Genomic DNA, 12,806 nt, shown 5'->3' with positions numbered 1-12,806 from the left:
TGGCCGCGACCCGACCACCCTACGGGCCGTCGCTAGAAGGCGGATCCTTTACCGAAGTAGGCCTTGCAGCCGGCGTTGTCCTCGGTGGCGATTTCCAGCACGTTCCGGTCGTCGTCGACCGGCAGCAGCGTCGAGGAGTAGTTGGGGCAGAAGTTGTTCCAGATCCTGCTGATGTGCACGGGAGCGGGCAGTTCGTACCAGTGACCAGCGCCGAAGTCGTCGTTGGCCAGCAGGACCTGGCCGTTCTGCGGCTGCGGCACGCCCTTGGCGTTCGTGTAGATCTGCCCGACCATGACGATCCTCACGCCGTTCGGGCCGCCGGGGAACAGCGTGATGGTTTGCGCATGCTGGAAGTAATTGCCGGTGGCCGTGTCGACGCGGGTGCCCGGATCGGCGGGGTCGCCCCAGTTGGCGCCGTCGGCGGAAACCTTGAAGTACGGGTCGCAGTAGCGGTCGCGGAAGTTGCACATCTCGTAGGCGAAGTAGTAGCGGCCGTCGGGCAGCCGCCGGATGATCGGCATCCCCGGGCGCACGCGGTCGGGCGGGATCGCCATGGTGAGCTGCTTGGTGCCCCAGTTCACGCCGTCGGTCGAAGCGACCCGGTTGAGCACCTGGGCGTACTTCGGCGCCTGCGTCTCGTCGGCGAAGTGGAGCCAGAGCGTGCCACCGGCGTCGACGGTGAACTCGGGCTCCCAGATGCCGTCGATGTTGTGCGACCGCGCGGCCTCGGACAGGAAGCTCCACGAGCGGCCGCCGTCCTTGCTGGCCCAGACGCGGATCCCGATGCGGCGCCGCGGCCCGGCGTCCTGCCGGTAGGAGGCGGCCCACAGCAGCGTGCCCGCGCGGAGCCGGCCGACGCGCTCGGGCAGTTCGTAGACGGTGCCGCAGCACATGCCGGACCGGCCTTCGGGGTCGTGGATCGCGCCGATCTCGTGGAACGACTCGCCTTCGTCGGTGCTCTCCAGCACGGGCGTGTACTTGCCGTCGGCGTCTTCGCTGGTCAGAGTGGCGATGATGCGCCCGTTTCCCAGCCGGATCAGCCGCGGGTAAGCGCCGAAGCCGGGAACGAGCTGCTGGCGTTCGGCGGCGCTCGCGGGCGTCAGCAGCGAGGCGACGGCGGCGAGCGCCAGCAGGAAGACCAGCGAACGGCGCAACTCGACCCCCTCCACGCGGTGACCGCGCGATTACAACACGGGTGGGCGGCGGTCACCCGGCGCAATCACGCGTTCGGGTAACGCTCCTGTGCCCGGGGCCGAAAGATCACCGGAGGGGGAAACATGAAGATCCGGCTGGGTGTGCTGCTGCTCTCGGTGCTGACGTCGGCGTGCGCGCCGGCGACCGGCTACGGCGAGATCGTCGATCCGGTTGCTTCCCCGTCGTCTCCCGCGCCGTTGTCCACTGCGCCCGCGGAGCCGCGTGACGTGCCTCCGGAGACGCACACGGGCACGGAGAGCGGCGAGTTCCAGACGACGTGGCCGGCGGACCAGGTGGGCTTCTTCACGTTCGAGTGCCCGAAGTGCACGTCCAACGTGATCGTCGACACGGACGGCGGCGACCACGGCCTGGTCAACGCGATCGGCGCGTACCAGGGCACGACGTGGATGAACACGGACCCGCGCACCCCGGTGAAGCGCGTGACGGTCCACGCGAACGCCCCCTGGACGGCGACGATCGCGGACCACCGGAGCGTGCCGACGGCGGAGGCGGGCAAGGAGACGCCGGGCAAGGGCGACGCGGTGGTCCGCCTGCCGGCGGGCGTGGCTCACGTGCGGTTCACGGCGAAGACGCGCGGCGCCATCGGGCTGTGGGTGATGTCGCCGGAGGACCGCGACCTGATCCTCAACCAGATCGGCGACCTGCAGGTGGAGCGGGACGTCCGCGGGCCGGCGTACCTGCAGGTGGAGGGCTACGAGGCGAGCTGGACGCTGACGCCGTCGTGAGCGGGCACCCGGCGACCGGGTGCCCGCGGCGGCGTCACCGGTAGTTGGTGAACTGCAGCGCGATCTCGAAGTCCTTGCCCTTCAGCAAGGCGATCACGTCCTGCAGCTGGTCCTTCTTCTTGCCCGACACCCGCAGCTGGTCGCCCTGGATCTGGGCCTGGACGCCCTTGGGGCCCTCGTCGCGGATGAACTTGGCGATCTGCTTCGCCTTGTCCGAGGCGATGCCCTGGAGGATCTTGCCGGAGATCTTGTAGATCTTGCCCGACAGCGCCGGCTCGCCGGCTTCGAAGGCCTTCAGGGAGATGTTGCGCTTGATCAGCTTCTCCTTGAACACCTCGACCGCGGCCAGGGCGCGCTCCTCGGTCTCGGACTCGATCGTGAGCGCCTCCTCGCCGGCCCAGTTGATCGTCGTGCCGGTGCCGCGGAAGTCGAACCGGGTGCCCAGCTCCTTGCTCGCCTGGTTGAGCGCGTTGTCCACCTCCTGGCGGTCGACCTTGCTCACGACGTCGAAAGAGGGATCCGCCACGTGTCCTCACACCTCGTACTCGCTTGTCAGGGGCCACCCAGCCTAGCCCCTGTCACCCGACGGGTATCCCGGTTGACCCCTGCGCGGGGGCGTTGGGTAAGCTTTCCCCCGGCCGGTGCGACCGGCCTTGGCGGGTTACCCGAGTGGCCAAAGGGGACTGGCTGTAAACCAGTTGGCATTGCCTACGGGGGTTCGAATCCCTCACCCGCCACCCTCAGCGAGCGGCCCCATGGCGAAAGTCATGGGGCCGCTTCGCGTAGGTGGGTGCCACGCGGACGGGCTAAACCCTTCCCCGATTCGACGTGGTCGATATTTTCGGTGAGCGAGAGTTGATTGGCCTTTGGCACCGTTTCCCGAATCGCGCGTAACGCCTTTCTTGAGCGGCTCGACCCTCCTCGGGCGCAGTACGCCGAACCCGCGCTCGTGGCCGGCTGTGCGAACGACCACGCCGGATGATGGTGCGGCACCTGCTCGGCACGCGGCCCGGCGGGCTCGTCGTGACGACCATGCTCAACCCGCGCAGCCGCGTTCCGCCGTCGAGACGGCACGGCGCCCGCCGGGACCGGTCGTGGCGCTACCTCGTCGCCTCCCGGAAGGCCGCCGCGTAGGAGAACGGCCGGTTTCCCTTGGGGGAGAGGGAAACCGGCCGTCCGGGGGTGGCGGCGCTCGGGGTTACGCCGCCTGGGAAACCGGCGTCGAAGCCGGGGTCAGGGCGAGGTCGAGGACCTCGCGGACGTTCGCCACCGCGTGCACGTCGAGCTGCGAGAGCACCTCGGCCGGGACGTCGTCCAGGTCCGGCTCGTTGCGCTGGGGGATGATCACCGTCTTCATCCCCGCCCGGTGTGCGGCCAGCAGCTTCTGCTTCACGCCGCCGATCGGCAGGACGCGCCCGGTCAGGGACACCTCGCCGGTCATCGCCACGTCCGCGCGGACCACGCGACCCGAGAGCAGCGAGGCCAGGGCCGTCGTCATCGTGATGCCCGCCGACGGGCCGTCCTTCGGCACCGCGCCCGCCGGGACGTGGACGTGGATGCCGCGGTTGCGGAGGTCGCCCACCGGCAGCTCCAGCTCCGCGCCGTGCGAGCGGAGGTAGGACAGCGCGATCTGCACCGACTCCTTCATCACGTCGCCGAGCTGGCCGGTCAGCTGCAGCCCGGACGCGCCGGACTCCTGGTCCGCCAGCGACGCCTCGATGTACAGGACGTCACCGCCGGCACCGGTCACCGCCAAGCCCGTCGCCACGCCCGGGGTCGCCGTGCGCTGGGTCGACGCCGGGAGCGACGACTCCGGGATGTGCCGCGGGCGGCCCAGGTAGGTCTCCAGGTCGGACGCGTCCAGGGAAACCGGCAGCGTGACCTCGTCCAGGGCCACCTTGGTCGCGATCTTCCGCAGCACCTTGGCGATCGTCCGGTTCGCGTCGCGCACACCCGCCTCGCGGGTGTACTCGGCGGCGATCCGGCTGAACGCGGCGTCCGTCAGCGTGACGTCCGCGGTGGCCAGGCCGGCCCGCTCCAGCTCGCGCGGGAGCAGGTGGTCGCGGGCGATGGTGACCTTCTCGTGCTCGGTGTAGCCGTCCAGCGTGACGAGCTCCATGCGGTCCAGCAGCGGGCCGGGGATGGTCTCCAGGGCGTTGGCCGTGGCCAGGAACACGACGTCGGACAGGTCGAGCTCGACCTCGAGGTAGTGGTCGCGGAACGTGTGGTTCTGCTCCGGGTCCAGCACTTCGAGCAGGGCCGCGGTCGGGTCGCCGCGGTAGTCGGCGCCGACCTTGTCGATCTCGTCGAGCAGCACGACCGGGTTCATCGAGCCGGCTTCCTTGATGGCGCGGACGATCCGGCCGGGCAGCGCGCCGACGTAGGTGCGGCGGTGGCCGCGGATCTCCGCCTCGTCACGGATGCCGCCGAGCGCCACGCGGACGAACTTGCGGCCCATGGCCTTCGCGACGGACTCGCCCAGCGACGTCTTGCCGACCCCGGGAGGGCCCGCGAGGGCGAGCACCGCGCCGGACCGGCGACCACCGACCGGGCCGAGACCCGATTCGGCACGGCGCTTCCGGACGGCCAAGTACTCGATGATGCGTTCCTTGACGTCGTCGAGGCCCGCGTGGTCGGCGTCGAGCACCGCACGCGCGGCCGCGATGTCGTAGACGTCGTCGGTGCGCTCGTTCCAGGGCAGCTCCAGGACGGTGTCCAGCCAGGTGCGGATCCAGCCGCCCTCGGGGGACTGCTCGGACGTGCGGTCCAGCTTGTCCACTTCGGCCAGCGCGGCCTTCTTGACGGCGTCGGGCAGCTCGGCACCCTCGACGCGGGCGCGGTAGTCCCTCTCGTCGGCGGTGCCGTCGAGTTCGCCGAGTTCCTTGCGGATCGCTTCGAGCTGGCGGCGCAGCAGGAATTCCTTCTGCTGCTTCTCCATGCCCTCGGCGACGTCCTTGCGGATCGTGTCGGTCACCTCGAGCTCGGCCAGGTGCTCCTTGCTCCACTCGAGGGCCTTCTCCAGGCGCGCGGAGACGTCCAAAGTGGACAGCAGCTCGAGCTTCTGCTCGGTGGACAGGTACGGCGCGTTCCCGGACAGGTCGGCGACCGCGGAGGCGTCCTCGACCTGCTGGACGGCGTCGATCAGCTGCCAGCCGCCGCGCTGCTGGAGGATCGAGATGACGACGGCCTTGTACTCGGCCGCGAGCTTGGCGGTCTGGTCGTTCGTGGTCTCGGGGGCGTCCTCGGCGTGCACCCAGCGGGCGGCGCCGGGACCGTCGGCGATCCGGCCGACGACCGCGCGGGCCGTGCCGCGCAGCAGGACGGCGGCCTTGCCGCCGGGCACGCGGCCGATGCGCTCGACCGTCGCGACGGTGCCGAATTCGGCGTATTCGCCGTGGACGCGCGGGACGATGAGGACTTCGGCCTTGGCGGGCGCGGCCGAGCGGATGCCGGGGAAGGACGCCTGGCTCGGCGTCTTGGCCTGGGCGGACTCCACCGCGGCCCGCGTCTCGGTGTCGGTCAGGTCGAGCGGGACGACCATGCCCGGCAGCACGACGTCGTCATCGAGCGGGAGCACGGGCAGGAGGCGGGTGTCGGACATGTGCACTCCTCGGATAGTTGAGTCTGCCTAGCTCAACTCTCCGATGGGTGTGTTTGTTTCCGATGGCGCGTTCGCCCACAGCGATCGCGGAAACCGCAGGTCAGCGCCCTGGCTTCGCCGCGACGGCGCACCAAGCGAAGGGCCGGGCCTCCGCCTCCAGGGCGTTGATCTTCCGGTCCGGCCGCCAGTCCGGCAGGTGCACGATGCCCGGCTCCAGGAGCGGCCAGCCGCCGAAGAGGGGCTCGATCTCCTCGCGGTCGCGCAGCCAGACCGGGTTGCTCGTCTTGCGGTACTGCTCGACGAACCAGCGCAGCCCCTCGAGGTACGGGCCCGACCCGTCGCCCTCGCTCATCTGGGAGATCGCCAGCCAGCTGCCCGGCGCGAGCGCGTCGCGGTACGCCGCCAGCAGCCCGTCCGGGTCGTCGTCCGGGCCGACGAAGTGCAGCACCGCCGCCATGATCAGGCAGACCGGCTGCGAAAAGTCGATCAGCCGCCGCGTCTCTTCGGAACGCAGGACGGACTTCGCGTCCCGCATGTCGGCCTGGACGATGCCGGCCCAGTCGGTCGCCATGCCCTCTTCGAGGATCAGCGTCGCGTGGGCGACGGCGACCGGCTCGTAGTCGACGTACACGACCTTCGCGTCGTGGTCCTCGGGCAGCTCCGCCTCGACGACCTCGTGCACGTTGCCCGCCGTCGGCACGCCCGAGCCGAGGTCGATGAACTGCCGGATGCCGGCCCGCAGCGCCGCCCGGACCGCGCGGTTCATGAACTCGCGGTTCTGCTTCGACCCCGGGCGCACCAGCGGCCACTGCTGCTCCATGCGCCGGCCGAACTCGCGGTCCACGGCCCAGTTCTGGGTACCGCCCAGGTACCAGTCGTAGATCCGGGCCGCGGACGGCTTCTCGGTGTCGACACCCTCGGGCGCTCTCGGCGCGGAATCCCGCTGGTCGGTCACTTCAGGCTCCCCTCGCTGGCGGCGAGGTCAGCCTATAAGCCCGGGGCAGCCGCGGTAATCCTCCAGTAGTTCACCGAACAGCAGTTCACCGAACAGCCGGTCGACGCTGCCAGTACGTCCACAGCGGGCGGTAGCCCTGCGCGTACCAGAACGGCGTCGACAGCGGGTTCGCCGCGGCGTGGTGCAGCAGGACGACGTCGGCGCCTTCCTCGTCCAGGACGTGGTGGGCGTGCGTCGCCAGCGCCGTGCCGACGCCGGAGGACCGCGCGGCCTCCGCCACGGCCAGCGACGACAGGTAGCCCACCCGGGAAGCCGCGACCCGGCCGCTGATCCAGCCGGTCTCGCCCGGGTGCTGGACGCTCACCATGCCGAGCGGACGGCCGTACAGCTCGGCGATCCACAACGGCGGCTCCGGCCGCTTCAGCTGCTCGGCGAGGTCCTTGGCCAGGATCTCCTCGACCCCCGTGCGCCAGTTCACCGTGCCGTACTGGGCGTCGTAGGAGTGCAGCTCCATGCCGAGCGCCACCGCGGTCTCGAGGTCGTCGGGCTCGGCACGGCGGATCTTGACCCCCGGCGTCCCCAGCGGGGTGGCCGGGACCAGCCGCTCCGAGGGGCGGACGGCGATCACCCGCAACGGGGCGAAGCCGTGGTGCAGCATCTCCCGCGCGCCGGCGGCGTCGCGGCTCGCGCGCGGGACGATCGCCGCCGTCTCGGTGTCGCCGCGCTCGGCGACCGCGCGCAGATGTTCATCCCATCGGGTGAGCAGAGCGTCGAGGACGGCCGCCGGCTGCGGGCCGGCCAGCTGCAGGTCGAGGCGGTGTTCGGTCAGCGCGCGCCAGGGAGCGTTCGGGGCGTCGCGGTCGACCTGGACGCGGGACGCCAGCCCGGACGCGGCGGAGTCGCCCGTCGCGACCTCCAGGACCACCGCGTTTTCCGCTGCTTCGAAGGGGGTCGAGCCGGGGAGGAGGGGATCCACCGCCGCGAGCCGCGCCGCGTGCTCGGTGGCAATCACATCGCTGTGCATGGAGACATTGAAGCGCTCCCCGGCTTTCGGTGCGTAGGGGAACTGGGCAGAGTTCGGACATCCGGCGTTTCACCCTCTGGTCCACGCAGGTCAGCGCGTTCGAGGCATTGTTAACCCTGGGGTGATCTCTTACTGTCTCGAAAGGGACACGGGTACGCCCTACGGGGTACGGTATGGCCCTTGTCCACACCCGAAGTCACGGATCAGCACCGGTGGACAAGCCGGGAGGGAAGGTCGGATGCCGGACACCAACGCCCACGGCGACGCCGTCGCGCAGGCGCAGCCCGGGCCGGGAGCCGCTTCCGGGACACCACCCGTCTCCGCCGAAGCCCGCACCGACGAACGCCGGTTCCGCGTCTACACCTTCGCCGTCCTGAGCCTCGGGCTCGTCGCCGCGTTCGCGGTCGGCTCGTGGCTGCCGTTCGAGTGGAACGACCGGTTGCTGTGGATCGCGCCGGTGCTCGCGGTCGCCTTCCTGCTCGCCGAACAGCTCGGCATCAACGTCGACGTCCGCAGCGGCATCTCCTGGACGATCTCGTTCACCGAGATCCCGCTCGTCATCGGGTTCTTCATAGCGCCCTTCGAAGTCGTGCTGGCCGCGCACCTCGTCGCCGGCATCGGCACGCTGCTCGCGCGCAAGGTCGCCGGCCGCGTCCTCTACAACGCGGGCGCCTTCCTGCTCGAGATCACCGGCGCCTTCGCGGTCGCCGGGCTGGTCAAGCACGCCGTCGGCGCCGGCGACAAGATCCCGTGGGTCGCCGCGCTGGCGGGCACGCTGACCGCGCCGCTGGTGAGCACGCTGCTCGCCCTGGCTGCGGTCCGCGTGCTGCGGCGCCGCATGCGGGTCAGCACCGCCGTCCGGCTCACCGGGCGGATCCTGGTCGTCGGCTTCGTCAACGCGTCCGTCGGCCTCTCCGGCTACCTCGTGATCTCCAGTACGCCCGAGGCGTGGCCGCTGGTGCTCGCCGTCTTCCTCGGCCTCACCGCGCTGTACTGGGCGTACTCCGACCTGCTGCGCGAGCAGCGGGACATGGAGGCGCTCTCCGACGTCAGCCTGATGGTGGCCCGCTCGGGCCAGCAGGCCGCCGCGCGCCCGGCCAGCCGCGCCGACGAGCTCGTCGGCGGCGTCGACGTCCGCGAGTGGGCGACCATCGCCGAGCGCATCAAGGACCAGCTCGCCGCCGGCCGCGTCGTGCTGCGGCTCCGGCTGGAACCGAAGGACACGATGCGGGTCGTGGTCGCGGGCGACGACCTGCCGGTCGCCGACCCCGCCGCCGACGACCCGCTGCTGCGCCTGCCCGGCGCGCACGTCCGGCACTTCCGGATCACCGAGGCCAACCCCGACGTCCGCGCGGCGCTGCTCGACCGCGGCGCGCAGGAGGCACTGGTCGTCCCGCTGCGCAGCGCGAACCGGCTGCTCGGCGTCGTCGAGGCGCACGACCGGCTGTCCCGCTGGCGCGGCTTCGGCAAGTACGACGTCCAGCTGCTCGGCACCATGGCCAGCCACCTCGCGACGTCGCTGGACAACCGGCGCCTGCTGGCGACGCTGCGCCACGACGCCTACCACGACCCGCTCACCGGGCACCTCAACCGGCCGGGCTTCCGGCAGGTGGCCAAGGAACCGTTGCGGGACTTCGCCAACGCCGTGGTGCTGCGGATCGACCTCGACGTCTTCTCGACGGTCAGCGACGCGCTCGGCTACGCCTGGGCGGACCGGATGGTCGTCGCCGCGGGCCGCCGCATCCGCGACGCGCTCGGCCCCGACGTCCCGCTCGCCCGGCTCGAAGGCGCGTCCTTCGCGGCGCTGCTCGTCGGCTGCCCGCCGGAAGACGCCCACCACGCGGCGGAACGGCTGCGCGAAGAGCTGTCGGCGCCGTATCCGGTCGACCGGCTCTCGGTCGAGGCGAACGCGATGATCGGCTACGCGACGACGTCCGCGGAGGAACCGGGCGACGTCGTCGACATCGAAGGCCTGCTGCAGCGGGCGGACGTGGCGGTGCGCGCGACGAAGGGCGGCGAAGAGGTCCGCGGCTACGTGCCGAGCATGGGCCAGATCTTCCTGCGCCGCTTCCAGATGGTGACGCAGTTCCGGCAGTCCCTCGAAGACGGCCAGGTCAGCGTCCACTACCAGCCGAAGATCACCCTGCCGAACCGGCAGGTGCAAGGTGTCGAGGCGCTGGTCCGCTGGGTGCACCCGGAGTTCGGCAGGCTCGGCCCGGACGAGTTCGTCCCGGCCATCGAGGCGGCCGGCCTGATCGGCGTCCTGACCGGTTTCGTGCTCGGCGAGGCGCTCAAGCGCTGCCGCAAGTGGCTCGACGAGGGCTTGCGGATCTCGGTGGCGGTCAACCTGTCGGTGCGCAACCTGGCCGACGAGGACTTCCCGAACAAGGTCGCCCGCGAGCTGGAGCACCACGGCATCCCGCCCGAGCTGCTGACGTTCGAGCTCACCGAGTCCGGCGTGATGTCCGACCCGCAGAAGGCGCTGCCGATCCTGCGCGAGCTGCACTCGCTGGGCATCACGCTCGCCGTGGACGACTTCGGGACCGGGTACTCGTCGCTGGCGTACCTGCGGCAGCTGCCGGTCGACCAGGTGAAGATCGACAAGAGCTTCGTCCTCGGGATGGGGACCGACCTGGGCGACCTCGCGGTGGTCCGGTCGATCGTCGAGCTGGGGCACTCGCTCGGGCTGACGGTGGTGGCCGAGGGCGTCGAGGAGGACGTGGCGCGCGACCAGCTCGAGGCGATGGGCTGTGACGTCGCCCAGGGCTACCTGATCTCGCGGCCGCTGCCGGAGGACCGCCTGGAGGCGTGGCTGCAGGCCCGCACCGCGCGCTCGCCGGGGCGGCACTCGGAGACCGTGCTGACCCTGCTGACCTGAGGTTTCTTTACAACGGCCACCCCCTTGCACGGCCGGGTGAAGCCCCTTGCTAATCTTTCCAAGTCCTCGCGAGAGGCCAGGCCCCTTTAGCTCAGTCGGCAGAGCGTCTCCATGGTAAGGAGAAGGTCTACGGTTCGATTCCGTAAAGGGGCTCTCGACCTCAGCCGCGTCACGCCTGCGTGTCGCGGCTTGGGTCATGTAAGGGCGGTGTAGCTCAGTTGGCAGAGCAAGCGGCTCATAATCGCTGTGTCGCCGGTTCAAGTCCGGCCACCGCTACGCGGTAACGACGGGGCTGGCCCCCGGACCTGAGAGAGAAGGAAACGCTGTGGCTGCCACCGACGTGCGACCCAAGATCACGCTGGCGTGCGAAGAGTGCAAGCACCGCAACTACATCACCAAGAAGAACCGGCGCAACAACCCGGATCGCCTGGAGATGAAGAAGTTCTGCCCGAACTGCGGTACGCACCGGACGCACAAGGAAACCCGCTGACGCGTACGCGTTCACCAGCTTCGAAGAGCCGCCCTGGATCCCCGGGGCGGCTCTTTGCTGTTGGTAGCCTCTCCGGGTGCCCTTGGACCAGTCGTTCACCGGGCGGAGCTATCCGCCGCAGACCAGTTACGAAGTGAGCCGGGAGAAGATCCGGGAGTTCGCCGACGCGATCGGCGACGCGAACCCGGTCTACCGCGACCCGGAGGCGGCCCGCGAGGCCGGTCACCCCGACGTGATCGCCCCGCCGACGTTCCTCACGATCATCAACCTCGCCTCGATCAACGCGATCGTCACCGACCCCGAGCTCGGCCTCGACTACTCGCGGATGGTGCACGGCGACCAGGGCTTCACCTACACGCGCCCGGTGTTCGCCGGCGACGTGCTCGAGGTGACCACCCACATCGACGCCATCATGGCCCGCGCCGGCAACGACTTCATCAACCTGCGTGCCGAGATCCACGACGCCGCCGGTCAGAAGGTCTGCACCACCCGCGCGCAGCTGGTGGTCCGAGGGGAGAACGCGTGAACACACCTTCTTACGGGGGTCCGGGTGGCGGAGCCCCCGGCCGGGGCGAAGCCCCGTATGTCACCGGCGATGAACTGCCCGCCCTCGAGGTCCGGATCACCCGCGAGCAGCTGGTGCGCTACGCCGGGGCGGCGCTGGACTTCAACCCGATCCACTGGAACGAGGCGTTCGCGAAGGACGTCGGCCTGCCGGACGTGATCGCGCACGGGATGCTGACGATGGCGGTCGCGGGCCGCGTGGTCACGGACTGGCTCGGCGACCCGGCCCGGCTGATCGACTTCAGCGCCCGCTTCACGCGGCCGGTCGTGGTGCCGAACACCCCCGAGGGGGCGGTGGTCGAAGTGACCGGGAAGGTCGCGGACGTCAAGGACGACGGGATCGCGCGGATCGACCTCGTGGTGAAGTTCGACGGGAAGACCGTGCTCGGGAAGCCGCAGGCCCTGGTCCGCCGCTAAGGCAGCTTCAGGACCGCCAGGACCGCGTCGGCCATGCCCTGCTCACCCCGCGCGTTGGGGTGCAGCGGGGCGGCCGGCGAGGCGGGCAGCAGCCCCTCGATCCAGCGCTTGTCCGACGCCGCGCACACGTCGTGGCCCTTGCCCGGGGTCGCCGTGTCCGCGTAGCCCGCGCGGTGGGCGTCCGCCTGGTCCTCGAGCATCTTGTTCAGCTTGCCGAGCGCGCCGCGGAAGTACTCGATGTCGCCCGCGCCGAACGGCAGGGACGGCCAGCAGCCGTCGCCGTCCGGCAGCACCGTCGGGTAGCCGACCACCACGACCTTGGCCTTCGGGGCCTTCTGGTGGATGCGGTCGAGCACCGCGGCGACCTTCGGGGCGGTGGCGTCGATGCGCTCGGCCAGCTCGTCACGGCCGCCGGCGGTCAGGCGGTCGCGGCACGGGGACGCGTTCTGGTCCGTCGTCGCGCAGCCCGACGCGTACGAGAAGAACCCGACGTCGTTGCCGCCGATGCCGACCGTCACCAGCGTCGTCTCCGCCGTCACCGCGTCCAGCTGCGGCGGGTTCGTGCCGTTGCCGGTCTTCTGCGCCGCACTCAGGTTCGCCGTCGTCGCGCCGCTGCAGCTGGCGTCGACGAACTGGGCCGGCTTCAGCTTCGCCGAGACCAGGTGCGGGTAGTTGTCGTCCGAACGGTCGCAGCCCGCCGGGGTGCCCGCCTGGCGCCCGGTCCGCGGCGCGGACGTGTACGAATCCCCGAGGGCGACATAGCGGCCGGAGCCGCCGCCGGTGTCCACGCCTTCCGGTGGCGCCGACGACGAACCGTGCTGCCACTTGTAGTACCCGAAGGCCAGCAGCCCGACCACGAGCACGACCACCAGGCAGCCCCCGCCGCCGCTCTTCTTCGCCACTTCTTCGTTTCTACCGAAGCCGCCGCGGCGGCGGC

Annotated in this window: 12 protein-coding genes and 3 tRNA genes; 9 read left to right on the top strand and 6 right to left on the bottom strand. The window is 70.7% G+C overall.

Annotated features, from left to right (window positions below; genetic code table 11):
* Positions 1-32: 32 nt before the first annotated feature.
* Positions 33-1,169: a sialidase family protein gene (locus H5965_RS03360; RefSeq protein ID WP_310967826.1), complete on the bottom strand. Its 1,137-nt coding sequence runs from the start codon at positions 1,167-1,169 to the stop codon at positions 33-35.
* 108 nt (positions 1,170-1,277) lie between these two features.
* Here H5965_RS03360 and H5965_RS03355 point away from each other — a divergent pair, with 108 nt between their 5' ends.
* Positions 1,278-1,940, top strand: a complete 663-nt coding sequence (locus tag H5965_RS03355) for a hypothetical protein (RefSeq protein ID WP_310967825.1) — start codon at positions 1,278-1,280, stop codon at positions 1,938-1,940.
* A gap of 34 nt (positions 1,941-1,974) precedes the next feature.
* On the opposite strand, the gene H5965_RS03350 is transcribed toward H5965_RS03355, so the two are convergent.
* Positions 1,975-2,466 carry a YajQ family cyclic di-GMP-binding protein gene (locus H5965_RS03350; RefSeq protein ID WP_043783765.1) on the bottom strand — a complete coding sequence of 164 codons (492 nt, stop codon included), beginning with the start codon at positions 2,464-2,466 and terminating at the stop codon, positions 1,975-1,977.
* 129 nt (positions 2,467-2,595) lie between these two features.
* On the opposite strand from H5965_RS03350, the gene H5965_RS03345 reads away from it, so the two are divergent.
* A tRNA-Tyr gene (locus H5965_RS03345) sits at positions 2,596-2,677 on the top strand.
* 241 nt (positions 2,678-2,918) lie between these two features.
* Positions 2,919-3,074 (top strand): hypothetical protein, encoded by a 156-nt coding sequence (locus H5965_RS03340; RefSeq protein ID WP_310967824.1) that lies wholly within the window; start codon positions 2,919-2,921, stop codon positions 3,072-3,074.
* 64 nt (positions 3,075-3,138) lie between these two features.
* On the opposite strand, the gene lon is transcribed toward H5965_RS03340, so the two are convergent.
* From lon to H5965_RS03325, 3 genes are all read right to left on the bottom strand, one after another.
* Entirely contained in the window at positions 3,139-5,541 is a 2,403-nt protein-coding gene (gene lon / locus H5965_RS03335) for an endopeptidase La (RefSeq protein WP_310967823.1), read from the bottom strand.
* 100 nt (positions 5,542-5,641) lie between these two features.
* Entirely contained in the window at positions 5,642-6,496 is an 855-nt protein-coding gene (locus H5965_RS03330) for an SAM-dependent methyltransferase (RefSeq protein WP_310967822.1), read from the bottom strand.
* A gap of 85 nt (positions 6,497-6,581) precedes the next feature.
* Positions 6,582-7,520, bottom strand: coding sequence for a GNAT family N-acetyltransferase (locus H5965_RS03325; RefSeq protein WP_310967821.1), 939 nt, complete (start codon positions 7,518-7,520; stop codon positions 6,582-6,584).
* A 238-nt stretch (positions 7,521-7,758) separates the two neighbouring features.
* On the opposite strand from H5965_RS03325, the gene H5965_RS03320 reads away from it, so the two are divergent.
* The 6 genes from H5965_RS03320 (at position 7,759) to H5965_RS03295 (ending at position 11,869) form a co-directional block, all read left to right on the top strand.
* Positions 7,759-10,398, top strand: a complete 2,640-nt coding sequence (locus H5965_RS03320; protein ID WP_310967820.1) for a bifunctional diguanylate cyclase/phosphodiesterase — start codon at positions 7,759-7,761, stop codon at positions 10,396-10,398.
* Positions 10,399-10,478: 80 nt separating this feature from the next.
* A tRNA-Thr gene (locus H5965_RS03315) sits at positions 10,479-10,551 on the top strand.
* A gap of 50 nt (positions 10,552-10,601) precedes the next feature.
* Positions 10,602-10,674 (top strand) — tRNA-Met (locus H5965_RS03310).
* 49 nt (positions 10,675-10,723) lie between these two features.
* Positions 10,724-10,888: a 50S ribosomal protein L33 gene (gene rpmG / locus H5965_RS03305; RefSeq protein WP_005152047.1), complete on the top strand. Its 165-nt coding sequence runs from the start codon at positions 10,724-10,726 to the stop codon at positions 10,886-10,888.
* 76 nt (positions 10,889-10,964) lie between these two features.
* Entirely contained in the window at positions 10,965-11,414 is a 450-nt protein-coding gene (locus H5965_RS03300) for a MaoC family dehydratase N-terminal domain-containing protein (protein ID WP_310967819.1), read from the top strand.
* Complete coding sequence (locus tag H5965_RS03295; RefSeq protein WP_310967818.1) at positions 11,411-11,869, top strand: MaoC family dehydratase; 459 nt, start codon at positions 11,411-11,413, stop codon at positions 11,867-11,869. Before H5965_RS03300 ends, H5965_RS03295 begins: the two co-directional genes overlap by 4 nt.
* Here the strand turns inward: H5965_RS03295 and H5965_RS03290 are convergent.
* Entirely contained in the window at positions 11,866-12,771 is a 906-nt protein-coding gene (locus tag H5965_RS03290; protein ID WP_310967817.1) for an SGNH/GDSL hydrolase family protein, read from the bottom strand. The genes H5965_RS03295 and H5965_RS03290 overlap by 4 nt on opposite strands.
* Positions 12,772-12,806 lie beyond the last annotated feature (35 nt).

The sequence above is a fragment of the Amycolatopsis sp. 505 genome (assembly GCF_031625235.1).
Lineage (GTDB): Bacteria > Actinomycetota > Actinomycetes > Mycobacteriales > Pseudonocardiaceae > Amycolatopsis.
The sequence above is the reverse complement of the archived record's forward strand: the minus strand, read 5'-3'. Positions and strand labels throughout refer to the sequence as shown.